The organism is Vibrio sp. AND4, from assembly GCF_000171815.1.
Classification (GTDB): Bacteria; Pseudomonadota; Gammaproteobacteria; order Enterobacterales; family Vibrionaceae; genus Vibrio.
In genome coordinates, this window is sequence record NZ_ABGR01000001.1 from 25,832 (window position 1) to 52,601 (window position 26,770).

Below are 26,770 nucleotides of genomic sequence, written 5' to 3' on the forward strand. Positions count from 1 at the left end.
ATGAGTGAGAGAAGATCGAATGCTATGCGTTTACCACCAAGCGGCTACCGCTTATATCGTTTTCCACCGTTGGCTCAGCCTGTTAATACTGAAGGTGATTTTTCACTGGACGAGCAGGGTTGGCAAGATACCCAAGCGGATATCCAACAACAGCTTGATGCGGGTTTCCAGCAAGGTCTTCAGCAAGGCCATGAAGAAGGGATACGCCAAGGGATTGAACAGGGTAAACAACAAGGATTGCTTGAAGGGCAAAAAGAAGGCTTCCAGAAGGGGTTTATCTCTGGTGAGCAATCCGGCAAAGAAGGGTTCGCAGAAGCCGCAAAACCGATCAACGAACTGTTTCAAACCTTGTCTCGATGGCAGAAAGAAAAAGAGCAACAGCAGCGTCATATGATTTGCGAGCTAGTACAAAAAGTCGCACAACAAGTGATTCGTGCAGAATTGACCTTGATGCCACAACAGATTCTGGCGTTGGTCGATGAGACGCTTTCTGCAATGCCGGGTAAAGCAGACAGCGTAATTGTTCATCTTAATCCACAAGATTTAGAGCGCATTACGCAAATCAACGCGGATTTGCCAGTGGCTTGGAAACTCGTTGCTAACGCAGAGCTGCCGGTTGGTGGATGCCAACTTGTGACAGAAGATGCAGAGGCAGATGCGAGTTGCGATTCACGCTTGCAAGCCTGTATGGATAACGTAAAGCAGCATTTGCTTGATGAAGTTTCGATGCCGCAAGTAGACACAGAACATGAGTAGCAGCTTGAGCCACGAACTGTTAAATGAACGATTGAGTGATGCCTTAGCGTCACTCGATTCTATCCCTGTAGCAAGAGTAACGGGACGTTTAATCAAAGTGAACGGCTTAATGCTTCAAGCCGTGGGGTGTCGATTTAAACTCGAGCAACGCTGCCTAGTGGAAACCGCAGAAGGCGATATGATTGAAGCGCAAGTGGTTGGCTTTGATCATACCGTGGCCTACTTAATGCCGATTCGCCGTTTGGGGGGCTTATTCGCAGGCGCTAAAGTCATCCCTCTTGATAGTGACAGCACGGTTCGACTTAGCTCGCAGTGGCTGGGACGAGTGGTGAATGGACTCGGTGAGCCCTTTGATGATGGCGCGCCGTTGAAGGGAGGAGATCGTGTTTCACTTGAACCTAAACCGATTAATCCACTTAAGCGCCGCCCTGTCGATACGCCTTTAGATGTGGGTGTCCGAGCTATAAATGGTTTACTCACCGTGGGCAAAGGTCAGCGCATTGGTCTGATGGCGGGCAGCGGTGTGGGAAAAAGTGTTCTGATGGGTATGATAACGCAGAACACGGAAGCGGACGTGATAGTCGTTGGTTTGATTGGTGAGCGTGGACGAGAGGTTCGTGAGTTTGTTGAGCGAAACTTTACACCAGAAGCTCGTCGCAAAGCCATTATCATAGCGGCACCAGCCGATGAATCGCCTCTGATGAGACTGCGTGCCACTTTACTTTGTCACCGCGTAGCAGAGTATTTTCGCGACCAAGGCAAAGACGTATTGTTACTGATGGATTCATTGACTCGTTATGCTATGGCACAGCGTGAGATTGCCCTTTCCTTGGGAGAGCCACCAGCTTCACGTGGCTACCCGCCTTCGGTATTTAGTGTGTTACCTCAGCTACTCGAACGAGCTGGGAACAGTGAGAACCCTGACGGAAGTTTAACGGCGATCTATACCGTTCTTGCCGAAGGGGATGATCAGCAAGATCCTGTGGTGGATTCAGCCCGAGCGATCCTTGATGGGCATGTTGTGTTGTCTCGTCAGTTAGCAGAGCAAGGGCATTATCCTGCGATTGATATTAATGCATCTATCAGTCGCTGTATGAGCGCTTGTACACATGAAGCGCACAGTACGATCGCGAATAATTTTCGCCAACTTTACTCCAACTATCTGCAAGTTAAAGAGTTATTGCCACTTGGTGGTTACCAGCCAGGGCAGGATCCTGAGTTGGATCAATCGGTTTCTATGTACCCACATTTGCGTGCTTACTTACAGCAGTCAGCCAGTGAAGCGGTGGACTACCCAACCAGTTTGACGGCATTAGCGCAGATGTTTCAAAGTGAAGCACAATAGTCGAGTGGGGAGTAAGGAACGAAATGGAATCGAAGCTTAAGGCAGTGGGTAAACTGCAACTGATGGAAGAAAAGCAGCGGGATAAAATGGGGCAACAACTTGATGTTATGCGTCAGCGATACTCTCATCTTTCGATGCAGCTAGCGCAACTCTCCGCCTTGAAAAGCCATGCAGGACAGTCAGCATTAAACACGGTTGTACTTAACAGCGCTGCGCTAATGAACCTCAATCGAGTCGACCAAATGCTACAAAAGATGCTCCGTCACCATGAGCATGAACAAGCTCTCATGCAAGCTGAATGCACTTCAGTTCAAAAACACCTTGAGCACAAGCATGCCCGTGTGAAAGGGTTGGAAAAAGTACTCGAACGTTGGAGCCGCAAGCAAAACTACGAAAAAGCCAAGAAAGAGCAAAAGTTGATGGAAGACATCATCAACTCTCGCTTAAAACGTAAAGCATTGTAGTCTTGCTTTAGGGTGTATATGAAGGCGTTACCTCAAATGGTAATGTTTTATCTTTGACGGGCTTTTTGATGTCTTACCCAGGCGAATAAATTGACCAGTGCGAGCCAGCCGAACCCGATAGAGCCCCCGTTGCTCCCTTGATCGCCAGAGTCGTTAATATCCACGTCTTCAGGAGCAAGCCCTGAGTCTCCTTGACTGTGATAACCTTCAATTGCCGCAAGTGATTCATCGTAGGTTGTTTTTGTTCCCGCGCTGGTTTGCGCTTCTATCCACGGGACGTAATTCAACACTTCAGTAAAGACACTTGGAATAACTGGAGATTCACACTTTGAAGACCCATAACTGACAACGCCGATTTGTTGGTAATCACCGTTGCCATCTTGATAGGTTAATGGCCCGCCCGAATCGCCGCTGCAAATCCCAGTGTAAACTCGGCCAGGAAAGCCATTCGCACACAAACTCTCTTGCGGCTTAAATGTTGGGATCATTGACATACACTCACTGTCACTGAGAGGTTGAATTTCTGCCCATCGGAGGTAATTCGGTTCTGAATCGTTGTTAGTTGATGTGAGTCCAAGTCCGAAGGTTTGATAAACCGACCGATTACTGTAGTCGCCAAAGTCTTGTGGCAAAGTGATAGATTTAACATTGTCTGTGATTGGGTGAGTGAGCTCTAAGATGGCGATGTCGTTGATCCATTGATCGTCCGCGTTGTAGTAGGGGTGAATCTTAATGGAGCGTACATCTTTAAATTCCTCAACAAACACATCATTCATAGTGGGGTTTTTCACCAAGACACGGAGATCATTGATTGTCCAACCATCGGTAAACACTTTCGATTCCACACAGTGAGCAGCGGTCAAGATGTAACGGTCATTAACGATCGTTCCGCCGCAGATGTTGGCAAACTGTAGTGAGCCAGTGCGGTGCAACACTAAACGTGCAAAAAAAGGGAGCTGATTCGCAGAGGCTTGCTGGCCGCCAATAATAAAGGTGTTGAAGTCAGAATCATTAATGTTGTTTTTTGCTGCAGCGACAAAAGGCATTGATCCCAAGAGTAAAACGCTACCCAAGAAAACATGATGCAACCTCATAAAGCTGTCCTCGAGTTTGAAAATACTCTCCTTACTATATATGAATTCCAATATTAATCTATTCACTTGGTAATCAAACAAGTCACACATACCCCTATATTATTCAATGGGTTGCATTTGGTTAAGTTTTGGGTGTAACCAAAGGTGTAACAAGTCAGACGTTTATGCTCGAATTGATGTGGTAGACAGTTCAAGTAGAACAGTTGAGCTGACGAGAGGATGCTTGCGGGTATACAATAGTCGTCAAATGATTTACCGAGAGAGTTGATGATGAAACTTAAGGTTGATACTCACACCCACACTTATGCCAGTGGCCATGCCTATAGTACGTTGATCGAAAATGCGAAATCGGCAAAAGAGAATGGACTTGATATGTTCTGTACAACCGATCATGCTGAATCAATGCCGGGTGCGCCTCATTATTGGTTTTTCTCTAACCAGAAAATTCTGCCTCGCTTTCTTGACGGTGTTGCAATTATCCGTGGCATTGAGTCCAACATTATGAATACTCAGGGTGATATCGATATTCCCGAGCGTGTTGACCGAAATTTGGATTGGGTGATTGCCAGCTTTCATGAACCCGTCTTCCGCTTTGCGGACAAAGCCACTCACACTCAGGCACTGTTGAACATCATTAAAAATGGGCGGGTTGATGCATTAGGTCACTTGGGGAACCCTAATTACGACTTTGATTTCGAAGCGGTCCTCAAATGCGCTCAAGAGCATAATGTGGCGATTGAAATCAACAACACCACATTAAAAGGCAATAGTCGTGTCGGTAGCGTAGACCGTTGCCACGAGATTGCACAAATCGGTAAAGAGCTCGGTGTGTTGTTCACCACAGGCAGCGACGCACACTTCTGTCATGACGTGGGTAACTTAAGCTTGGTGGGGGACTTAATCGATAGAATCGGCATTGACAGCAGCAAAGTGATCACTCATTCGGCGCAGCAATTCTTGGCTTTTTTAGAACTTCGTGGCCGTAAGCCAATTGCAGAGTATGACGAACTCCGCAACGCATAAACTTGATTACATTTTTGGTTATGCGCGGCAAATGGATTGTTTTACACTGCTCGGATTAAAAAGTTGATTGGAAAATCAGCATTCAATGGAGAAGTGAAAATGTTACGACCTTTAGTTTTAGGGTATGTTATTGCGTTAGGCTCAACATGCGCGATGGCAGAAGCTGTCGATTTAAAACAAAACATGAAGCAAATGAAGTTGGAGTTCAAACAAGCGGCAGAAGCGTCTGACGTGGAGACCATGAAATCTGCCATTGACAGCTTGCAAGCGATCGTCGAGCAATCTAAACGGGGTAATTACCCACCAGAGAAGTTTGATACTTACCTAGAGGGCTTTAACAAGCTGACAGTCACGTTAGACAAGATTGAAGCAGACCTTAATGCAGGCAAGCTGCAAGAAGCGAAAGATCAACTGCGCGCAATCGATAGCTTGCGTGAGGAATATCACGACAAGCGTAATCCAAGTATTTGGAGCAAGCTGTTTGGCTAACTGGCTAATGAGCTAACGGCTTGAACACTCCGCCACTGCTTTACTCAACCGCTGACTTATGGTGGTTGGAAGCAAACGAGTTATACATTCAAGTAACCCAAAAATGCTCGGTCTTAGTAGAAAATGGCGACAAACCGTTCGCCATTTTTATTGCTGATAAATCTCTAGCGGTAAGCGGTCTGGATCTTGGAAGAAGGTAAAGGCTTTGCCAGTAAATTCATCAATGCGAATGGGTTCTACTTCAATGTCGTTTGATTCAAGGAAGGCCTTCACTTGAATAATATCATCAACTGAAAATGCCATATGTCGCAACCCTTGTGCTTCGGGAAAGCTTGCTCTCTCAGGAGCGTCTGGAAAGCTAAATAGTTCAATTTGGCTACCGTCAGGCAAAGCAAGATCGAGTTTAAAAGAGTCTCTGGCCTCACGATAATTTTCAGCAATGACTTTTAGTCCTAATATTTGGGTATAAAAGTGTTTCGATGTTGGGTAATCACTGCAAATGATTGCGACGTGATGAATGGCATTAAACATCAAGGCTGTCCTCAGAGACTAGGTGCTCTTTAACGAAGTCAATAAACACGCGCAGGCGGGCTGGCATGTATTTGGTTTGTGGGTACTGCATCGCGATAGCGCCGTGGTAATTACTCTTAATCATCCAATCCGGCAGAACCTCCACAACTTCCTCCTGCTCTAACGCATCCTTGATCACAAAATCGTGAAAGATCCCAATGCCTAAACCTGCTTTCACGCCATTTAAGCGCATCTGTGAATGATTCACGGCATAACGGCCACTGACGGCAATTGAGTGGAAGGCTTCCTCTTTGAAGAACGACCAAATGTTATCTTTGTCGTTTTCAGCAAGGTAAATACAGTCGTGATGTTCAAGCTCGGTTGGGTGCTTCGGCATACCGTGTTTGGTGAGGTAACTTGGAGAGGCACACAAAACGAGATTGGTTTTGCTGATTTCTTTTAGTACCAGATTCTCATCAGGTTTGTCAGTGAGTTTGAATGCTACATCGATGCCTTGGCGGAAAAGATCAATCTCGCCATCGGCAGCACGAAGTTTGAGCTGAATATTGGGGTAGCGTTCTAGGAATGGCAGTACGAACGGTTGCAGTACTGAGTTAAGAAAAGCCTCAGGTGCAGCAACGGTTAGCGCCCCGGTTGGTTCAGTATGATCTTCTGCTGATAGCTCGACCGCTTGCTGTGCTGCGTTCACCATGGCGATACTTTGGTCGTAAACTTTCTGTCCAGCTTGAGTGATGACCAATTTGCGAGTAGTACGCTCAAACAGTTTGACTGAAAGTGCTTGCTCTAAACGTGTAATAAGTTTACTGAGTGCTGATGGCGTTACGCCCAGCTGTTTTGCTGCTGCGGTGAAGCTACCTTCGTTTACCACCAAGATAAACGAAGCAAGATCGGGAAGTAGGGCGATAAGTTTTGGATTAACCATAAATAGTCAGCGGTGCACACATCAATAGAGGCATTGTCTTGCACGAATTCATCGTGTTCAAGTGTCCTTCTCTCGCTTTGACGATATTTTTTCAAAAACGCACTAAATCCTGCATCTTGAAGTCACTTGGGTATATAGATAACCCCAGACTTATTCTTAGTGGTGGGACACCACTCCCAAGATAGTAAAATTTGTATTTTTAGCTTGTATGATTAAAGAAATAACTTTTGATCCCATATGCAATTATCAATATAATGAGAATAGCATTCTATAACGTATCTAACATACCGGATAGGTGTAACGACGGTGATCATATTTTCAGTTTAAATAAGATAAATGATTAACCTTTCCGCTCCGTTAGGGAATTATAAATCATAGTGATATTTATATTACCATTAGGTGTGCATATTAATATTGTATTACTAATAAGATTGCTTATATTTCATTGTGTTAAATCTTACCTATCTCGACTCTCAGGGTGAAATAGTGGAACCAAAGTCACTTAATTGTGGTTAAGCCTCATAATTGATAAGTCTATTAGGTAATAATACTTTAGTTACAGATAGTTACTGATTTTTAATATGGTTAGACTTCGACAAGGATCGAAATAATGAACAACAAGGAATCAATACAGGCTAATTGCGGCCGTCGCAACTTTTTAAAAGGTGCAACTGGTGCTGTGGTTGCGGGCTTGAGTGCTTCAGTGCTTTCTGGGGCAGCTCAATCAAAGGAATCGAATATCGATTGGAGCCGTTTGGATAAAGAGAATGAAAAGCGGTTTTGGCGTAAAGTTCAAAAGCAGTTTGTATTAGATAAACGAACGACTTACATGAATATTGGAACAACGGGTTCTATGCCAAAACATGTCCTTGAAGGATACGAGCATAACAATAAACTCGTTGCTAAGTATCCTTGGGATATGAAAGGGAAGTTTGGTTCTTGGCCTCATGTATCTGAAATGGTGACGGAAGTTGCACCAGGCTTTGGTGCTAACCCAGATGAAATCATTCTAAGTCGCAATACCACAGATGGCTTATGTTCTATTATCAATGGTCTGCATTTCGAGCCTGGTGATGTAATTTTAACCACTCACCACGAACATATTGCCGCAACATCTCCAATGAGTGTTGCCAAACATCGTTTCGGTGTCGATGTCGTTGAAATTCAACTTCCTGTTTTCACCGGAACAGAAAACGTCTCAGAGCAAGACTACCTCCAAGTCTTCCGCGAAGCGATTGAAGCTCATCAAAATGTTCGTCTCATCGTGTTCTCCCACATCAGCTATAAAACGGGAACAAGGCTCCCAGCCAAAGCGATCTGTTCTTTAGCAAAACAACATGGCATTCCAACATTAGTTGATGGTGCGCACACTGTAGGTATGTTCGACTTAGATTTTCACGATATGGATTGTGATTTCTATGCTGGTTCTGGTCATAAGTGGCAATGTGGCCCCGGTGCGACGGGGATCTTGTATGTACGTGACAACGGAAACCGTTTGAACGAGTACTGGAGTGATCGTAAGAATCCACTGTGGTTGATCAACTCTTCTCTTTCTCACGCCGATCATTTAGGCAAGCAATTGCAAATGCAATACGTTGGAAACGACAATTACCCTGCAAAACAAGCATTGGCTGATAGCTGTAAAATGTGGGATGACATTGGTCGCGCTCGCATTGAAGAGCGTGTTTTGAAGCTAAGCGATCTTTGTAAGGTTCTTCTTCGTGAGGCACTGCCACATGCTCAAATGTACTCACCAAATGTCAAAGGTCTGACTAGTGGTCTGACAACATTTAACCCATTACATGATGTGACGGATAAAGAGCGACTCACTTTGTTCCGTGACCGTCTTCGTGAAGAGTACGGCTACATTATTCGAACCACAAACTTTAAGTTGTCAAAAGATGATGCTTATGAAACGCAGGCGCTGCGTATCTCGACTCATTTATTCCATGATGAGGGAGATGTAAAAGGTCTTGTCGAAGCTATCACAGATCTTTACTACGCGTTCTAACCTTGTTGAACTTTCAAGGCGCCCTTTATAGGGCGCTTTGGGTAAAAGAGATATTCACTATGTCAGTAAAAACAATCAAACGAATCATTAAGGTTCTATGTCTCGGGTTAGCAGTCGTGTCTATTTCTGTTTCTGCTGGTGGCCTGCAAGACGTCAAGGATCGGGGCGTACTGCGTCATATCGGTGTGCCATACGCGAACTTCGTTTCCTATATTGACCAAGGCGAAATGCAAACTCTGACTGGTCTTGATGTGGATATTATTAAGGGGTTCGCTCAATCTCTAGGGGTTCGCTATCAATACGTGCCAGCGCAGTGGAACAATTTAGTCGGTAAATTGACAGGCCAGCAAGTGGAATATAAAGATGCACAGCTCGTCTTTGGGGGGAAGCGGGTTGTAGAAGGCGATCTGATTGCTAATGGCATGACCATTCTCGACTGGCGTAAAAAGGTGTTCGACTTTTCAGACGATTATTTTCCATCTTCGGTGTGGTTGATCGCAAGAACAGACTCAACGCTTGAGCCAATAACGCCGACAGGCTCAGTGGAACAGGATATCAGCAAAGTTAAAACCTTGATTAACGGACGTGAAGTTTTGGCGATGGAGCATTCTTGCTTAGATCCGAATCTTTACGATTTATATGACACGGGTGCGAAGGTGATTTTGCCAGTTGGAAAACGTCGCTTGAATGAGATGGTACCTGCCATTATGAAAAGCGACGCTGAGAGCACATTGTTAGATGTGGCTGATACCTTGATTGCGTTAGAGAAGTGGCCAGGCAAGATAAAGGTTATTGGTCCTATTTCAGAAACTCAAAAAATGGCGGTTGCCTTCCGTAAAGATTCTCCTGAGTTAAAAGCTGCATTTGACCAATATTTGAATTCAATTAAGCAAGATGGGACGTACCAGCTTCTGGTCGAGAAATACTACCCGTCTATTTATTATTTCTATAACGACTACTTCTTAGAAGATAGCAAGAAAGATATATGAGCAAGTCGGTAAAAAAAATATCAAGTCAGAAGATTATAACCATAAGTGCGATTCTAGTGTCGCTCTATTTGGTTATGATTATTACTGTGACGAGTTTAGGTCAAAATAAATTAAAAGATTCACAACACCGAGAACTCGACTTAAAGGTGAAAAGTTACGCAGGCACACTTGATAATTTATTTACGATTGCCAGCGAAGACATCGACCACTTATCATCCGACCAAACAGTGCAGACGTTTTTTGCCAACTTGGCTTCGGGTATGTCGATGGAATACGGCTTAGGTGCTAGCTTGATTAACTTGAAGCATAAGCTTGAGAAGAATGTGGAATCGAAGACAGTCAACGGCCTGATTCTTTTCGAAAAACTGACGCTGATTGGCCTTGATGGTTCGACTGTCGTGACTACGGGGGGGAAAGCAGAACAACGTATCGATATTTTCGAATTACTGAAAACCCACAACAGCACCCAAGAAATAACAGCCGTTCGTGATAACGGCAAAATGTTAATCCAAGTGTTCAAGCCAGTCATCTTCTCTGGTAAGCCTGTTGGCTACGTCATCGCAGATGTTAACAAACAAGTGGTGATTTCTCAGCTGACTAATCAGGAACATGAACAAAGCCATAGCCGTATGGTGTTGAAGATCAATGATGTTGAGATGGAAGTCTGGGACTCTATCAGTCACAAGTTGGAACAAGAATACATCATGACACCAGAAATGCTAACACGAGAGTTAAAGCAAAAAATCTACTTTGAAGTACCGATTGAACATAATCACATCAAGTTGATGGCGTGGTTTGAATCGTTGAGTGAGCGAGATATTTATACCTCTCGAATGTTCATTATTGGCCTAAGTATTCTTGCTATCATGATTGTTTTGGGACTGCTGTATGCGTTTAATCTAAATAGCACTCGTGTTGAGTTGAAAACCAAATTAAAAGAAGAACAAAAGCGTAAAGACTTCTTGGCTCAACAAAACAAGCTTTTGACGAGCGAAATCGAGCGCCGTAAATCGTCGGAAATGGAATTGGCCTACCAAGCAAAACACGATGTTCTTACTGGTTTGCCTAATCGGGTGTACGGCTCTGAGCGCTTGGATTTGGAATTGTCTCGCGCACATCGAATGAACTCAAACGTATTGGTGATGTTCATAGACCTCGATTATTTCAAACAAATTAATGACTCCATGGGCCACTTAGTTGGTGACGAAATACTGAAAATCGCGGCAGAGCGATTGAATAGCACAGTGCGCCATACTGACTTGTTAGCGCGTATTGGTGGAGATGAATTCCTTTTGGTCATGCCTGAGTTTCATGATATCGATAGTGCGAAACGTTTTGCAGCCAAGGTGCTGTCTGTATTTACCGAACCGTTCGTTTGGCGGAACCACGAATTCTTCCTTTCTGCCAGTGTTGGCATGTCGGTATTCCCAAAGGACGGCGACAACGCAGAGCAGTTATTAGCTTGCGCGGATATGGCGATGTACCGTGTTAAACAAGACGGTCGTAATGCATTCTGCTTTTATGATCACAACATGAACCAGAACTTGCAGCGCTTCCTAGAGTTAGAGAGTCGTCTTCGTCATGCAATATCTCACGATCTTCTGGAACTGCACTACCAACCTATTATTGAGCTCAACACTGGTGCGATTGTTGGCGCAGAAGCTTTGATGCGCTGGAATGATGAAAAATTTGGTTTCGTGAACCCAGAGGAGTTTATCTCCATTGCAGAGAAGAATGGTTTGATTCATCAATTAGGAGACTTTGCTATTCGCCAAGCGTGCCATCAAGCCGCGCAGTGGCAAGCTATTGTTCCTCTGTTGGTGTCGGTAAACTTCTCCAGCGTGCAATTTAGATATTGTGAGCGGCTCTTTGCACAGATCGAACAGCATTTAGAAGAATCGGGCTTGTCACCGGAATTGTTTGATGTAGAGGTGACAGAGAGTTTGTTGTTCAACCAAGATAGTGACCTGATGGAGATGCTTGATAAATTACGAGCCTTGGGTGCAAAGCTGACGATTGATGATTTTGGTATCGGTTACTCCGCATTAAGCTATTTGCAGAAATTTCCGTTTGACCGCCTCAAGATCGATCGGAGTTTTTTACGGAATATGTTTGAGAATGAATCGGATCGCGAGCTTGTGAACGTGATTATTGCGATGGCGAAAGCGCTCAACCTAAAGATCGTTGCAGAAGGTATCGAAGAACAGCGCCATGTGGATTACCTGACAAACCTAAACTGTGAGTTTGGGCAAGGTTTCTACTATAGTCGTCCATTGCCAGCTAAGGAGTTTGAAGTACTTTTGACCAAGCCTAGTTGGCAATAACTCTTTTCATTACAACCTCATAGAAAAGCATTAATTGAATTCATGATTTAGATTCATTAATGCTTTTCCATCTTGAGGGATAATCGTTTTTTCCCCCTTGAATTACACTACAGTCAACTGATAAATAAGTGCCTGTGATACCCGTCACGCAAAGGCGCACCTCATTATAATCGAGTGAAAATTCGACAAAGTAACAGGAAGGAATGGCAAATGTCTTCTGCATTTTACCAACAGATTGAACAGCAAATTGAAGAAGTGAAGGCGGAGGGTCTTTACAAAGCGGAACGTATCATCACGTCTCAACAGCAAGCCGCGGTGAAAATCTCTACAGGTGAAGAAGTTCTCAACTTCTGTGCCAACAACTATCTTGGCCTTGCGAACCATCCAGCACTTATCGAAGCGGGTAAAGCAGGTATGGATGAGCATGGCTTTGGTATGGCTTCAGTACGTTTTATCTGTGGTACTCAAAACATCCATAAAGAGCTTGAGCTGAAACTTTCTAAGTTTCTAGGTAAAGAAGATACGATTCTTTACACATCATGTTTCGATGCGAACGCGGGTCTATTTGAAACCATCTTAGGTAAAGAAGACGCCATCATTTCTGACGCATTAAACCATGCGTCAATTATCGACGGTGTTCGTTTGTGTAAAGCGATGCGTTTCCGCTACTCAAACAACAACATGGAAGAGCTAGAGCAACAACTGATTGCTGCGAAAGAAGCGGGCGCTCGCCATATTCTTATCGTTACTGATGGCGTGTTCTCGATGGATGGCGTGGTTGCCAACCTGCCAGCTATCTGTGACCTAGCAGAAAAGTACGGCGCATTGACTATGGTTGATGATTCACACGCTGTTGGCTTTATGGGTAAAACAGGTGCAGGTACACATGAGCACCACAATGTGGTTGACCGTATCGATATCATTACAGGTACGCTAGGTAAAGCAATGGGCGGCGCTTCAGGCGGTTACACGTCTGGCAAAGCGGAAGTGATTGACTGGCTACGTCAGCGTTCTCGCCCATACCTATTCTCTAACTCTGTTGCACCTGCAATCGTAAGCGCTTCTATTCGTGTGCTCGACCTACTAGAAGAAAGTGGCGACCTACGCGATCGCCTATGGGAAAACGCGGCACACTTCCGCGCTCGTATGGAAGACGCCGGTTTCACTATGGGTGGAGCGGATCATGCGATCATCCCAATCATGCTAGGCGATGCAAAAGTAGCAGCAGAATTTGCAGAGCGCGCGTTAGAAAAGGGTATCTATGTCATCGGCTTCTCATTCCCTGTGGTACCAAAAGGCCAAGCGCGGATCCGTACTCAAATGTCTGCGGCGCACTCTCGTGAGCAGCTAGATCGTGCAATCGATGCATTTATCCAAGTTGGTAAGGACATGAGCATCATCTAAGTTTTATCCCCCTTTGTTAGCTTTCACTAAAGAAAATGAGGGCTTAAAACGGAGGGGCACAGAGACAGAAGATGGCAAGTTTTAGGACAAGAAGGCTTTCCCAACTCTTCCGAGTCGCAGGGGGGGGAGCCCTTGCTATTTCTTGAAACGAATTCAATGAAAGAATTTTTTGTCACGCACAGAGCGGGGCAATGTTTGGTGAATACTATGAAAATCAAAGCATTATCAAAACTAAAGCCTGAAGAAGGCATCTGGATGACGGAGGTTGATAAACCGGAAGTTGGTCATAACGACATCCTGATCAAAATTAAGAAAACCGCTATCTGTGGTACAGACGTACACATCTACAACTGGGACGAATGGTCACAAAAGACCATTCCAGTGCCTATGGTTGTCGGTCACGAATACGTGGGTGAAGTGGTTGCGATTGGTCAGGAAGTTCGTGGTTTTGAGATCGGTGATCGCGTATCTGGCGAAGGTCATATTACCTGTGGTCACTGTCGTAACTGTCGTGGTGGCCGCACTCACCTATGTCGTAACACCATAGGCGTGGGTGTAAACCGTGAAGGAGCATTCGCAGAGTACCTAGTGATCCCAGCGTTCAACGCGTTCAAGATCCCTGAAGGTATCTCTGACGATCTTGCCTCTATCTTTGACCCGTTTGGTAACGCGGTACACACTGCACTTTCTTTCGATCTAGTGGGCGAAGATGTGCTTATCACCGGTGCAGGTCCAATCGGCATCATGGCAGCAGCAGTAGCGAAACACGTTGGTGCACGCCACGTCGTTATCACCGATGTGAACGAATATCGTCTAGGGCTTGCTCGTGAGATGGGCGTAACGCGCGCTGTAAACGTTGCTGAAGAGAAGTTAGAGGACGTTATGGCTGAGCTAGGCATGACAGAAGGCTTCGACGTAGGTCTAGAAATGTCTGGTAACCCATCAGCATTCAACACAATGCTCACCACAATGAACCATGGTGGCTGTATTGCGTTACTCGGTATTCCACCATCAGACATGGGCATTGATTGGAACCAAGTTATCTTCAAAGGTTTGGTGATTAAAGGCATCTACGGCCGCGAAATGTTCGAAACTTGGTACAAGATGGCGAGCTTGATTCAGTCAGGTCTGGATCTCACACCAATCATTACTCATCATTTCAAGGTAGAAGATTTCCAAAAAGGCTTTGACGCTATGCGCAGTGGGCTTTCTGGTAAGGTTATCCTTGATTGGGAATAGTCTAAATTAGGCGCTAATTAGCAAAAGGCGACAGTGAAGACTGTCGCCTTTTTTATCTCTAGCACTGGACTTTGCTGTTTAATTCGACGGTATTAAATCAAAAAAACACGGTCTGATTGGCAACACATAAATGTCAGGACATAAGCAGGTAATTTTTCTCTGAGCATTTACCACTCTGCTTTCTCAAGAGCAGACGTAAACGCTACGTTGGATTAAAAATCCAGCCTTCTTACCAAGTCATCAACGATAATGCCTTTTTAATTGCTTATTCGTGTAATTGAGTTGGGGTCAATAGTCAGCCTTAATAGGATAGTTCTCCATACTTACTCTCAATTGTCATCATTATGTCTAAAACAGAAAGTTTCACGACTTTTACTAGTAGTCTGCTGTGTTGAGTTGATAGATCATCTGGCCATCTTAAATTCAATCTCATAAGTGACTGAAATGACTAAAACAACCTTTAATGAGTTACTCTCAAATGTTGCCCAATGTCTCGGCTTAGATTCATTAAAAATGGATGATTCAGGTATATGTGAGCTTCTAATAAATGAAGAGTCTCTCATTATCTTGAGAAAGAATGAAGCCAATAATAGCTTGTTGTTACTCTCCCAAGTAACAGCAACGGCAGGGGCAGAAGACAAAAATATAGCGAGCAAGATCTTCTTTGAGCATAGTAGCGATGCATTATTGGGGAATGGCCCTGAGCTTGCTTGGCATGATGATATTGGCCTAATTGCTTATAAATCCCTCTGCTTGAGTAGTGCTGATGCACAGAAAGTCTGCGAGCAAATTGGCCTAATTATCGAATGGATCTCGATGCTATCAGACACTGACATCAAACAAACGCAGGCAAGTTCTGATAATTCTCAACGTTGGGTATAAGAGGTACATGAAGATATCAGCAGCGCAACATACAGGAATGACTGAAATTCAGGCGCACGAGTTTCTGAGCAAAAATCCGAATAAGTCGGCTGGAGAGCTTACTGTTAATGGCAAAACCTATCAGGTTACTGATAACGAGGTACTTCGCAAGAATCCGAGTCAAGGATTAGCTCGTGTTAGCGAAGGGATCGCGAAAATTTTCCAAAGACAGTCACCAGTGCGTTCTACTGCTCTGGCTTTAACAGCAACATTAAAAACGGTCAAACAGCTAAGCCCACAGCAAGCTTCACAAAATATGACCACGCCTTTGTCTAATGTTTTTGGTTTAAAGCCGGAGACTTCCTTGCCAATCGGTTGGAAAGGCGAGGCCCCTCTTGGTGCGCCAAATTTAGAGGGGATGAAGGCGGTAGAAACCGATAAATTTGCTGAAGGTGAAAGCCATATCAGCATCATGCAAACCCAAGATGGTCAAAGATTGGTTGCCAAAATTGAACGTTCTGTTGCCGAAGGACATTTGCTGCAAGAACTTGAAGCCTACCAGCATATTTATGACACTGTTGGAAAGCACCCTAATCTTGGTAATGTTCATGGTATGGCTATTGTGCCTTACGGCAGTAGGAAAGAAGAAGCACTTCTGATGGATGAGGTTGTCGGACGAAGAGGCTCTGAGACATTCAGAATTCTGACTAATAATCTAAATGAAGGAAAAATTTCTAGTAAAGAATATTGGGGAACCATAAAGTTCATCGCACACAGACTTCTAGATGTGACTGCTCACCTTAGTAAGGCAGGTATTAGCCACAACGACATAAAGCCCGACAACATTGTGTTTGACAACAAAACTGGAGAACCAATCGTTATCGACTTAGGATTGCATTCTCGTCTTGGTGAGAACGTTAAAGGTTTTACCGATCAATTCAAAGCGCCAGAGCTTCAGGCTTTTAGTACTTCAGCGTCAGAAAAAAGCGATGTGTTTTTGGTTGCATCAACTTTGCTACACGGTATAGAAGGGTTTAAGTTTGGCTCTGAACGTAAGCCTAACCAGGGGCTAAGTTTGATGTCTTCGGTTCCTCGCCAAGTGGATAAAGAAGGGAATGTTACTCACAAAGCGGGTTTTGCTGGTGTCGAAACTGCCTACACTCGATTTTTCAACACCGCCCTAAATCTAGATCCTCAGCTTAGAGCGGATGCAACTTCAGCCAAGCAGCATGAGTTTTTGACGGATGGCATAATTGACGAGAACGTTGCCAAACAAGTTTTAACGGATTCCTTGGCTGACCAAATAGTACTCGCCTCGAACAGAGAATCCCCAGTAAGGGGAAGCCATCTTCAAGATGCCTACAACACACTAAGGGAACATCTGACCTACAGTAGTACAAATCGAGTACGACAATATACTGTTTTTTCTGACTTAGTCACAATTTCGACCCGACTTAATAAAGCGGAATCTCAAGGTCTTTCTAGGTCTGATAAGTTTCTTTCACTAGATAGCCTGCTCACAAAAACTAATAAAGTCATGGTTGATTATGTAAAACGAAACTTGGCGGATGCTGGCTCTAAATCTGGTGAGCTATCAATCAAGTTTCAGGACAGCATTGTAAGCCAAAATACGCAATCATTTTTAGCTTACATTGCAAAAAGCCTTGAAATACCAAGTGACTTTGCTGATATTCGCACATTAGAAAGAGATCTGCAGGCGACCGAAACTATGTTTAGTGTTTTGTTGACATCGACAGAGAAAACACCAACCAGAGCAGAAGTTTACTCTTTACTTAATCAGCTTGCTGAAGTGAAAAAGGCACTTTCATCACGAGTTAATACTTTGAAATTAGGTCAAGCTAATGCAGCACGTGGTGTTGTTTCCTTGCTGGACAGTTCACAGGAATGGTTAACGCAAGCAAAGCAAGCATTACAGACTTTCGATAAAGTAACACCTCGTGTAAAGTTTGGATCTCATGAAAGTGTGAAAGCTCATGAGCAAATGATTTCTGCTCATGCAGCGATGGCGTTACAAGACGTTTCTGAGTCTATCGATAAAATTAAACAGTTTGCTCACGATGCAAGACCCTTGCTGACGGCTTTGGGCGATCGTCCACTTGTGGACGACAGCCTCACTTTTCAGCGAGAGAAGCTTCGAGAGGCTGCGACTGTCGCAGAGCGATTGAGTCGATTAGAGTTTGAATGGATCTAAATACAATATCAAAGTGAAGGCTTTTAAACGAGCTTAATTGCCTACAATGGCTACTTGTTTGCCATTGTAGGCGACCAAAATACCAGCTAAATCAACCATTAACCCGTTGTTTCCATTAGTATTTCTCTCCAATCTCCTTTGTCAAGGCGTAAACGCCCTATAAACTATAGGGCTATAGTGCTTGACGCTCTGAGGGAGGAACCCGGAGATACCAGACTCAGCTTGCACAGTTTTTGGTGCACTTGACTATGTAGTAGTAGAATACAAGATCGTTTGCTATCACTGACTCGACGATACGGTAAGGTATCGCGATCGCACCTTTATGGTGGTTGAGAATAGCCAAGCTTTTGAGTCATTTACAAGCGGCTTAATTGCACGTTTAGTACGAATTCTGTTCAAACTAATAAATTCTTTGCCAAATGTCACCATTAAAAACAAAGCGCATCTTATCTCCAGCATATAGGATCTCCCTAGAAGCTGGGTCTTCACCCCATATAAGAAACCCAGTATATGGACCTTGATTATCCATTTCAAATATACGCCCTAGCATTCTTTCAATCTGGTCGGCGGTTAATGTTGCTTTGGTCGGTAACTCGGCTGTACGTTCATCCGTGACGCGCATTATATATTGTAACCAATCAGTCTCTGAACCATCGAGTAAATACCTTTTAAGAAATGTTTCTGCATTAGGTAACTCAGGGGGCAGCCAATTCGAGTTTAATTCATGATATTGATACCAACTCCCTGGTAACACGACTCTATTCGTTGGGTCCAAATCGGTCGAACCTAATATATCAAAATTAATGTTACCAATGACATCCCCCGCGGTGCGAGAAGTCTGGACAAGCATAAAATCTAACCCTTCAATAGGCACCGAAAAATTACGTTCTGTTAATACTCCAGTATACTCAGAGCCCAGCGCAACAAGACTGGCATCACCTTCGATGGAGACAACACGTATTGGAGCAGCAACGGGCTCTCCTGTCACTTTGTCAATTACTTTTACACGAAATTTCTTGTAGTTTTTTCTTCTCACAGGAGAAGTGTCAATATCGGTAACTTCAATATCAGTGGCAAGATAAGGGTGAATCACTTTCACTCTGATAAACGGACCGGTTTGTTCATTTGCTATTGCGATACTAAGGTTTCTTACTGGATGTTCTTCACTCACCAACCCGTATGGTAGAGCCTTAAAAGCCGTATGTATCGTGCCCTCTTCATTGGAAACTAAGTCAGCCCAAGTGAACAAGCGTTTAAAATAATGACTGGAAATTTCGCCTCCTGTATCTTCATCGAAGGTTGGGTATATGGCAACCATTCGGTCAGGAACTGGAATGCCATTCGCATCCGTAAGAGACATGTTGGCGTGCACAATATCTTGGTCATTGGCAATAACAATACCTGCGTCCTGATATTGCGGAGTGTATTTTATAGCCTCCCTTATATCCATGGTTCTATAGTCTCCTATAAAACTGATTGGAGCGGAATAAAGTGGTCTTGTCGGTTTAGCTATATCATAAACTTTAAACGAGAAATAACCTTTAGCAACACCAGCAAGGTAATAAATACTCTCTACAGCGTTTTTCTTATCAGTCGTGATTTGACCGTTCTCATCCAGGAGCGTATGACTAAGAGTCAATGTCCCATTTATCACCTCGACATTGTTTTGTTCGAGTTCTACCTCGACCGATATACTAGCCGGTCGCGGATTTTTTACTCTTAACACTTCTTGTCGCATACCATTTGCCATAACACGGCGCACCGGCGTTATAATTTCGAATCGATCATCATGTATACAGGTCACATAATGATGGCCTGTTTTGTAAGGTTCGAAACTCCCTGTATCTATGTTGAATAACTGATAATTTCCGTCGAGCTTAACGATAAGTAGCTTTCCTTTCGGCCAGCTATCTAGATCACCAACCAGTTGGTCCCAAACGTGGTGTGTCCGCATTTCCCTTATATTTGATGGCGATGGTAAATGTCCTTTAAAAGCACAATATGTATCCGCTTGTGATGGGGTAAAGCCTGCAATTGTATTGTTAACAGTTTGATCGAACAATGGCTCTACGCGGAAATCTTCTGCTACCTCATTGTACGTTGGTGGAGCGAGATAGTTGCGCGAAAAGTCTGACTTTACTACCTTTACATCCTTCCATGTTTTGGGGCTTTCTTCGACTCCGACTTCAAATAAAATCAACCCAGAATTATATCCTCCTTTATGGTCAGTGATAATATAACTGACGATTGAAGGACCAATCTGGCTAGGGGTAAAATTCATGGCTTTGTTCGAGGTTAAGTCTGGGTTTTTTAGCGTTACGGTTGCCGTCATACTTTGAGCATGAACCAGCTGCCAATCATCACCATCAAGATCTTCAATCACCAAACCTGTAAGTTTTGATAAATCAACTTCCAAAGTTTTATTAACAATGACCTTATTATCAGTATAGGTATACTTCAAATTGCTAATCGTCGGTGACTGATTCGAATAGTCTGATACTGTGACGAAAATAACCCCCAACACAGATTGCTGTACGTCTTCTGGGTTTTGAAACCCAAGTACAATTCGATACCAACCCGCGTGCTGAGGTGATGTGTAAGTGATCTGATTTTCACCAGTAACACTGACCATACCGAGCTCAGTTTCACCGTGTTGACCAAGGACTTGAATCGTATCCTGATTTAATACATATCCTTTTGGTATATCTAATATGAGTTTGGACAAATCGAATACTTTTATTTCTTCTTGTACTGACATCGTTGCCGAAACCGGTGTTAGCAGCGGATCTTTCATAATGGAAGATAAGGTGTTTATTTTACCGCTTGCTTGGTTGTCGCGATTATCTCTAACTTCATATTGATAACTGCAATACATACCAGGTTTAGAATTCGCAAAAAAAGAAACATTATTATCTGGATTAATATCATACCCACAATCTGAAGAAGAACTTTGTACATCAATTAGTTCTATATTACTGCCAAAGACAAATCGCGCTATATCAATACTAGCGTTCGTCTCATTAGGATTTAGGAGATAGAAACCGTCCAGAGCCTTTAGTTCTAACGACGGCGATGCATTCGGTGGGTTCGTATTTCCCCCATCTCCACCGCCACAACCAAGGATTGACATACACGTTATTGCGACAATTGCCCTTGTAAATACTTGAATCTTTATCATTGTTTTTTCCAATTTAAATAAAGAGTTAGATTTCTAGTGGCCGATTGGAATTTAATTAACTCTGAGTAATTATCAATATTAATTACATTCCGATGTTATTTCATACAAACGACCAGTTTTTACCATTTATAGCTGAGCTTCGAAGAGGACTTGAAAGTGACCTTGATAATCTCCATTCTCGAGTTCCTCATAGGGCTTGTTTTCAAAATGAACCATAAAATCTATATGAGATTCACTGGTATTAGAAACATCAAGCTGTGTGAAACTACTTGATGCGCTCCCGTTACTTACAAGAGAATTGTTGGTTAAACACCCTCCTATACATGTTACGCTATAAGCTATCTGTTTTGAAATATCACTACTTATTACCAAAGGATTTTTAAGAGTATAGAATTGCGTAGTATCTAAGATTTTAGCTCTAAGGCCTGATGTAAAATCTCCTGTAATCTTAACTCCATAAATTCCTTTCGCACTCACCACCTTTTCTGGATGACCATGGTATTGAGGAGTCAGTTGTCCGTCCTTACCTTTAACGATAACAGCATCGAAAATAATGGCTGGGTTGTAGTCTATTGTTAATTGCAAGTTAGTACTGACAATGTTTTTAACTCGAATGTTATTTCGGTAATAATCATATTGAAAATTAATAGGCATAAGCCCGTGATAGATACCTTTCGATTTTCCCTTTAATACTTCCTTCAATAGTTTGATATCAATGAGTTCTAAAATTGGTCGATACATACGGATCATTGAACTGTTCGAACTGAATTTAAGTATTTTATCACCAACTCCAACCCCCTTGACCGTAGCAGTCTCTCCCCTTGTTTCGGTTGTAGCGTTACCGGCTGGATCCGAATCTAAACCAATGGTATCAAATAGCATGTATTGGATTCCTTGGATACCAAGTGAAATCTCAATACGATCCGTGCCGTTGGACAGCACGAGGTTTTGCTTGCCCTCAGACAATAGACCTCCTGGGATCAAGCGATCTCCTGTCGGTAGGGCGCTAGGTAAGCTCCATTTAGTTGGTGCTAACCCTCCTTGTTCAGTTTGGGCTGAGGTCCACAAATTATCAACAGCACTTATCTTCGCAGAAATCTCGGCCCCGTTAGAAGCCCCAGACGAAAAAGCAAGAGTGAGTGCAAGAAGGAGATTTATATTCATTGTTTTTTCAGTTGACCGAGCGTTAACTCAAACGTTTCTTTATAAGTGTTGTTATTGGTTCTAAATGAAACTTCAACATTACCTTTATTTGTTCTCTCAGGAAGTGGGATCTTGATTTCCCGCCCAGATAAAACGTAAGAGGTGCTAATACATTCCTTTACTGGCACTTTTAGTTCAACGCTGTCGCATGCTTTTACGTTAGCGTTGAAATATGTGCCACCAAGGTTAGTCACTTCTATATACTCTTTGCTGTACTTAACACTATATCGAAGTGGCGCGTCTATACTTGCAGGAATAATGACATAAGGCGCAACGCCAATAACCATTTGGACAGTATTGTTTGGTGCTTCATTCTCGGCGTAATAGGGCGTAGGTATCACGTTGATTGCATAGACTTTATCTTGTTTACGCTGCACCTCCCCAATATAACGAACCGAAAATTTTTTACTTTGACCGTTATCTAAAATCAATTTGTTAGGACGTGCTTCTAGTGTCCAGTCTGCAATGTTATCTTTATTATATGGTATTTGACTTAACTCACCGTCAATGATTTTTACGTCTGATATCATTAAATTTACAAACTGGCGATATCCATCATTGTTTGAAACTGTAAAAGTATCTTGGGTGTTGTCCATTAATTTTATTAACGAATCCACACCTAATGCATCAGAATTAAAAGAAATACTCGCAGTGAGTGCAAATATTGCTAGATTTTTAATTTTCATCGTTTTGTCACACTAAATATGTTGTCAGGTTTAAACTTCGTAGACACTATATATGTCTCAAGTTGCTCAAGCACTTGCACTTGAGCTGTCGTGAATTCACTTTCATGACGAACGTATACGTATAGTTGATCGCCGACTGCTACGTATTTAGACGCCAGCCCTAATTCCTCAAGGCGCTCGATAATCTTTAACGTCTTTTCAGTTGATTCGTATACGCCAATGTATTTCATATCGTTGTATACAAGATCACTGTTTTCATCTAAGTCATTTAGCCCTTCCAAGCAATATGAACTGACGAAGGGCTCTCCTAAATGTTCTGGATTGAAAACACAAATTCGGTTTTCTGAAACCAAATGAAAACTTTGTTCTTCACGAAAGGTCACTCTCGATACTCCCTCCGTGACGGCATCTATACTCTTACAGCCTTCCCCCGCGCAACCGACTTTTTGTATAGCGTTGCCATCAATGTCATTGAGTAAAAACACTTGGCTATGTAATGGAGTTACATGGTTGTTTACTTGGTAAAGTGTGCCTGGCGCTGTGAAACCCTCTTTGGATTTCACACTTACTTCAACGTTGCTGTAGTCGGCATCCAATTCGAAACGAACTTGTGAATAAATTGGTAACGATGCAACAAACGATTGGTTTGGCGAAATTGTGCCACTATAGTCATACTCGCCATCTTTATATATGGTATAACTGATCTCGCTTTCTTCACTTGGCGGAGAAGTCCATTCTGGCTCGACGTTCACAAACGATAGCCCGGTTTTACTCGTGATAATGACATCATCGAATGTCACGAGTTGGGTACTCTTCAATGTCCCGGATGCAGAGTAATAATAATCTGAACTGTAAAACCCGTAGCCATTAAAGCTAAAGGTATTATTCGCACCACTTGTATAAGTCGATAACTCATTGATTAACTTGTCGTCTTGTACTTTTGCAGTAACCGAGACTGACGCATCATAATTCTCTTCTGAATGTTCCAGTGAAAATTCTTGCGCGACATAATCTAACCCTTCGTCGTCAGTCAACAGTGATGATGTGTAGCGCAACGCATCGCTGACGTTATAAGACCAATTCATTCCAAGGTTAAGCGTGTCATTTCCCCCCTCAGAGAAGCTGTAGTTAGTACTCAAACTGAGCTGCCCACCGAGAAAATTTCGACTCCATGACAACGACATGTTATTACTCTGCGTGGAGAAATCGTCGTTATCCAAAGATAAATGGAAGAAACTTGCGAACGTATTCCCACCCAATAGTGACTTGGAATAATTGACGCCGAATTCCCTTGTATTATTCTCGCCATATAAAGCCTGGCTAAAGTCAGAACTTGTACCTCGAACATCGACACTGCGTGCACTAATACCAAACGAACCGAATGACAATTGGCCTTGATGATATGTCGCACCAGAATCGAAAAATGCACCAGTATATTGTGTGGTGATCGAGTCATTAAAATAGTACTTACCACCGATACGAATCAGAGAAGAATCGATATCTTTAGCTATCGTCCCCCCAATCAGCGCTCTCTCGGTGAGTCGATAACTCAAAGAACCCTCGGCATACTGATTGCTATCTTGTAATTGGCCGAGTTTAAGCCGGTAATCATAATCACCAACCTGTAAGTAAGTATCGCCGTTGTTTACAATAGACCGCTGTTCATTCAACAATTCTCTTTCGCCTTGTTTCACTATAAGCTGTACGGTGTAGACGCCATTTGGTAGCTCGCGATAACTGACGGAATTTTGCCCTTGTCTTACTGCTTGTGCAAAAACAATGATATTGTCTAAGTGAACTTCTAATTGCCCCGATTGAGGGGAATAAAAATCCAGAGATTGACGCTCGGTACCAGCCCCAATAAGCAGATTGTCACTGGATCCGATATTGACAGCTAAGCCGCGATAATCGGCACCATAATGAAGAAAGTCCGTGGTGTTAATCGTGTCATATGTGCTGCCTGGTTGCTGATAGCCAGCGACAATTCGATGCCCCTCTAAGTCTAGGTCGTATACACCAGTGTGAACGTCGAGCGTAGCCGATTGTGACGCGTATTGTGTATCAAAGTTTAAATGACCATATGTGAAGCCTAAAATGGTGTCATTAGACCATGTAAAATTACTGTTATCGTTGCCACTAAATACATATAAGTTGGTTTCATTAATTAGGGCATTTGAAGCGCGTACTGATGAGTAATATTCTTCTTTAACTTTAAAGTCGAACATTTTATTCGACACAAATATGGTTAAAGTCCTGTTGTCATAATCGAATAAATAGCCAACTGTTCCTTCACCTGCAATAGAAATACAATCGGATAAACATTGTTCGCTTGCATTAATACCGGCCTCTAACTTATTGATAATATTTTCTATTTCGATATTGTTTAGCTTGTTTTTTTTCAGGAATTTTATAAGATTATTTTTACCACCAGTCAATTTAAAATATTCGTAACTGATTAATGCATCAACGCTCTGGCTAAAATCAATACCTGCGATACTTATCTCAACGAGTTCAACTCTCTCTTCGAAGAATGCTTCAAAACCTACTGGAGTCACCCTTGCAACGGAAGCATGACTGACGCTCAAAGCAATCAATATTGAAAAAAATACAGTAATAAATTCGATTTTCATAAAGAATCCAATTTAAGCGTAAAACCAATTAAACCGTAACATGTTTGTTCAATATATTTTTGTCTTATCAATGGAAAGTTCAGAGTTAACGTATGCTCAATACGATTAGAAGTCATGATGTATTCAAAGCCTTTTGAAAAATCACGGCCATCTATTTGAATACCAATATTTTCTATGCGAGTTTCTTTGTCACTACCTTTATCTTTACAATAGCTGTCTTGAAACACCAAGTCTAATCGGTTATTTGTCGTGCCAGTCTGATTCTTTAGAATTAAAAATCGCATTTTCAGAGGTTTAAAACTAATATCTTTCTCACTGTATTCTGCGGTGTAGTAATTATCTGATATGATATCTACTTGTTCAGAATCTATTTTCTTATGAATATTTACTCTAGGTGTAAAATCCAATGTGTCGAATCGAGTTGCACCCTGAGTCTCTAAAGATAACAAAGGCAGCAATATTAATAAGAGAATATAATTCATACGAAAGCCTCAAAAGATCCGTTTTTACAAACGGATCTCTTTGTGCAAAGAGGTCTCAATTTACAAGTTGGAAGTAGCTGGGCTAACCATTAAGGTTGCAGCTACTATTACTTTTGCATCTTCTTGCTTACTCAATACTGTTAATGCATCGTTTGTGAAGTCTAGTGTGAAATTGGATTCTCCTGTGACAGACGCTATTGCGGTACCTACTGTCATAGCATTACTATTTCGCTTAACCGTGACTGAGCCTTCAGCTAGTTTGTTGGCCTCTCCAGAAGTACTATTGCTGTATGTTGCGCTTACATTATTTAATGTCACGTTATAATCAACTGGTTTACCCGCTGCATTAAGTACTTCAAATGACTCAGCAACTGTAGGCTCATAGGTTAGGGTGCCGTCGTCCTTACGAGTAAAGGTTAAAACCGCATCGTCCAAACTACCTGTTAGTGATGAAATTGACATTGAATTGTTCGACACAACAATTGATGGGATCGTACCTGTCCAGGTAATTGTATCTGTCAGTGGTTCTGAGCTACTTTTCGCAAATACTGATCCAGAAAAAGAAGCAATAAGAGCAGTTGTTAAGATTGATTTTTTCATTTTTAAATCTTACCTTTCCCCTTTTAGGGTAATAGTGAATTGATGAGTGATAAACTGTCACGGTGTTTGAACCTAGCGCTTTGACGCGCTGTGGGGCGATTTAACCTAAGTTAAAAAAAAAACTAAATAAAAAAATTGTCGGAAAATACCTACAATAATTGGCTCTTGTTATAACAATCTGTATTGCATGAATTTTTTTAAAGAGAGATTGTGTATTTTTAAGTATTAGGTGGCAGATGATGACTGAAGAAAGGTAGATTGATGATTTACACTTTGACTGAATAAATCTGCCATCAGAATATAAACTTCGTTTCAATATAATATTTG

21 protein-coding genes are annotated in these 26,770 nt (G+C 42.6%); 12 read left to right on the top strand and 9 right to left on the bottom strand.

What is annotated here, in order from left to right:
• The 3 genes from fliH to fliJ are packed head-to-tail and all read left to right on the top strand — an operon-like array spanning position 1 to position 2,565.
• A complete protein-coding gene (gene fliH / locus AND4_RS00155; protein ID WP_043991373.1) occupies positions 1–756 on the top strand; it encodes a flagellar assembly protein FliH in 756 nt (251 codons plus the stop codon).
• Positions 749–2,101 (top strand): flagellar protein export ATPase FliI, encoded by a 1,353-nt coding sequence (gene fliI / locus AND4_RS00160; protein ID WP_009840832.1) that lies wholly within the window; start codon positions 749–751, stop codon positions 2,099–2,101. The genes fliH and fliI overlap by 8 nt, the downstream gene beginning before the upstream one ends.
• 23 nt (positions 2,102–2,124) lie before the next feature.
• Positions 2,125–2,565: a flagellar export protein FliJ gene (gene fliJ, locus AND4_RS00165; protein ID WP_009840833.1), complete on the top strand. Its 441-nt coding sequence runs from the start codon at positions 2,125–2,127 to the stop codon at positions 2,563–2,565.
• Between the two features lie 47 nt (positions 2,566–2,612).
• Here the strand turns inward: fliJ and AND4_RS00170 are convergent, their stop codons facing one another.
• Positions 2,613–3,611 (bottom strand): serine protease, encoded by a 999-nt coding sequence (locus tag AND4_RS00170; RefSeq protein WP_043991399.1) that lies wholly within the window; start codon positions 3,609–3,611, stop codon positions 2,613–2,615.
• A 318-nt stretch (positions 3,612–3,929) separates the two neighbouring features.
• Here AND4_RS00170 and AND4_RS00175 point away from each other — a divergent pair, with 318 nt between their 5' ends.
• Both AND4_RS00175 and AND4_RS00180 read left to right on the top strand, forming a co-directional pair.
• Positions 3,930–4,682, top strand: a complete 753-nt coding sequence (locus AND4_RS00175; RefSeq protein WP_009840835.1) for a phosphatase — start codon at positions 3,930–3,932, stop codon at positions 4,680–4,682.
• A gap of 99 nt (positions 4,683–4,781) precedes the next feature.
• On the top strand, positions 4,782–5,171 hold the full coding sequence (locus AND4_RS00180; protein WP_009840836.1) for a cytochrome b562: 390 nt from the start codon (positions 4,782–4,784) through the stop codon (positions 5,169–5,171).
• 147 nt (positions 5,172–5,318) lie between these two features.
• On the opposite strand, the gene AND4_RS00185 is transcribed toward AND4_RS00180, so the two are convergent.
• The gene (locus tag AND4_RS00185; RefSeq protein WP_009840837.1) at positions 5,319–5,702 is read right to left on the bottom strand and encodes a VOC family protein; all 384 of its coding nucleotides are present in this window, start codon (positions 5,700–5,702) and stop codon (positions 5,319–5,321) included.
• Positions 5,695–6,624: a LysR family transcriptional regulator gene (locus tag AND4_RS00190; RefSeq protein WP_009840838.1), complete on the bottom strand. Its 930-nt coding sequence runs from the start codon at positions 6,622–6,624 to the stop codon at positions 5,695–5,697. The genes AND4_RS00185 and AND4_RS00190 overlap by 8 nt, the downstream gene beginning before the upstream one ends.
• 610 nt (positions 6,625–7,234) lie before the next feature.
• On the opposite strand from AND4_RS00190, the gene AND4_RS00195 reads away from it, so the two are divergent.
• From AND4_RS00195 to AND4_RS00225, 7 genes are all read left to right on the top strand, one after another.
• Positions 7,235–8,635, top strand: a complete 1,401-nt coding sequence (locus AND4_RS00195) for an aminotransferase class V-fold PLP-dependent enzyme (RefSeq protein ID WP_009840839.1) — start codon at positions 7,235–7,237, stop codon at positions 8,633–8,635.
• A 59-nt stretch (positions 8,636–8,694) separates the two neighbouring features.
• Positions 8,695–9,624: a transporter substrate-binding domain-containing protein gene (locus AND4_RS00200; protein ID WP_009840840.1), complete on the top strand. Its 930-nt coding sequence runs from the start codon at positions 8,695–8,697 to the stop codon at positions 9,622–9,624.
• Entirely contained in the window at positions 9,621–11,948 is a 2,328-nt protein-coding gene (locus tag AND4_RS00205; RefSeq protein ID WP_009840841.1) for an EAL domain-containing protein, read from the top strand. Before AND4_RS00200 ends, AND4_RS00205 begins: the two co-directional genes overlap by 4 nt.
• Before the next feature lie 210 nt (positions 11,949–12,158).
• A complete protein-coding gene (locus tag AND4_RS00210) occupies positions 12,159–13,352 on the top strand; it encodes a glycine C-acetyltransferase (protein ID WP_009840842.1) in 1,194 nt (397 codons plus the stop codon).
• Between the two features lie 207 nt (positions 13,353–13,559).
• Positions 13,560–14,591, top strand: a complete 1,032-nt coding sequence (gene tdh / locus AND4_RS00215) for an L-threonine 3-dehydrogenase (protein ID WP_009840843.1) — start codon at positions 13,560–13,562, stop codon at positions 14,589–14,591.
• Between the two features lie 444 nt (positions 14,592–15,035).
• Positions 15,036–15,473, top strand: coding sequence for a type III secretion system chaperone (locus AND4_RS00220; protein WP_009840844.1), 438 nt, complete (start codon positions 15,036–15,038; stop codon positions 15,471–15,473).
• 7 nt (positions 15,474–15,480) lie between these two features.
• Positions 15,481–17,664: a hypothetical protein gene (locus tag AND4_RS00225; protein ID WP_009840845.1), complete on the top strand. Its 2,184-nt coding sequence runs from the start codon at positions 15,481–15,483 to the stop codon at positions 17,662–17,664.
• A 400-nt stretch (positions 17,665–18,064) separates the two neighbouring features.
• Here AND4_RS00225 and AND4_RS00230 read toward each other — a convergent pair whose 3' ends face one another.
• From AND4_RS00230 to AND4_RS00255, 6 genes are all read right to left on the bottom strand, one after another.
• Positions 18,065–20,842 (bottom strand): hypothetical protein, encoded by a 2,778-nt coding sequence (locus tag AND4_RS00230; RefSeq protein ID WP_009840847.1) that lies wholly within the window; start codon positions 20,840–20,842, stop codon positions 18,065–18,067.
• Positions 20,843–20,968: 126 nt separating this feature from the next.
• A complete protein-coding gene (locus AND4_RS00235; RefSeq protein ID WP_009840848.1) occupies positions 20,969–22,006 on the bottom strand; it encodes a hypothetical protein in 1,038 nt (345 codons plus the stop codon).
• Positions 22,003–22,731: a hypothetical protein gene (locus tag AND4_RS00240; RefSeq protein ID WP_009840849.1), complete on the bottom strand. Its 729-nt coding sequence runs from the start codon at positions 22,729–22,731 to the stop codon at positions 22,003–22,005. The genes AND4_RS00235 and AND4_RS00240 overlap by 4 nt, the downstream gene beginning before the upstream one ends.
• Complete coding sequence (locus tag AND4_RS00245) at positions 22,728–25,361, bottom strand: TcfC E-set like domain-containing protein (RefSeq protein WP_009840850.1); 2,634 nt, start codon at positions 25,359–25,361, stop codon at positions 22,728–22,730. Before AND4_RS00245 ends, AND4_RS00240 begins: the two co-directional genes overlap by 4 nt.
• Positions 25,358–25,843: a hypothetical protein gene (locus AND4_RS00250; protein WP_009840851.1), complete on the bottom strand. Its 486-nt coding sequence runs from the start codon at positions 25,841–25,843 to the stop codon at positions 25,358–25,360. Before AND4_RS00250 ends, AND4_RS00245 begins: the two co-directional genes overlap by 4 nt.
• A 60-nt stretch (positions 25,844–25,903) precedes the next feature.
• Positions 25,904–26,443 (bottom strand): hypothetical protein, encoded by a 540-nt coding sequence (locus tag AND4_RS00255; protein WP_009840852.1) that lies wholly within the window; start codon positions 26,441–26,443, stop codon positions 25,904–25,906.
• Positions 26,444–26,770: the final 327 nt, after the last annotated feature.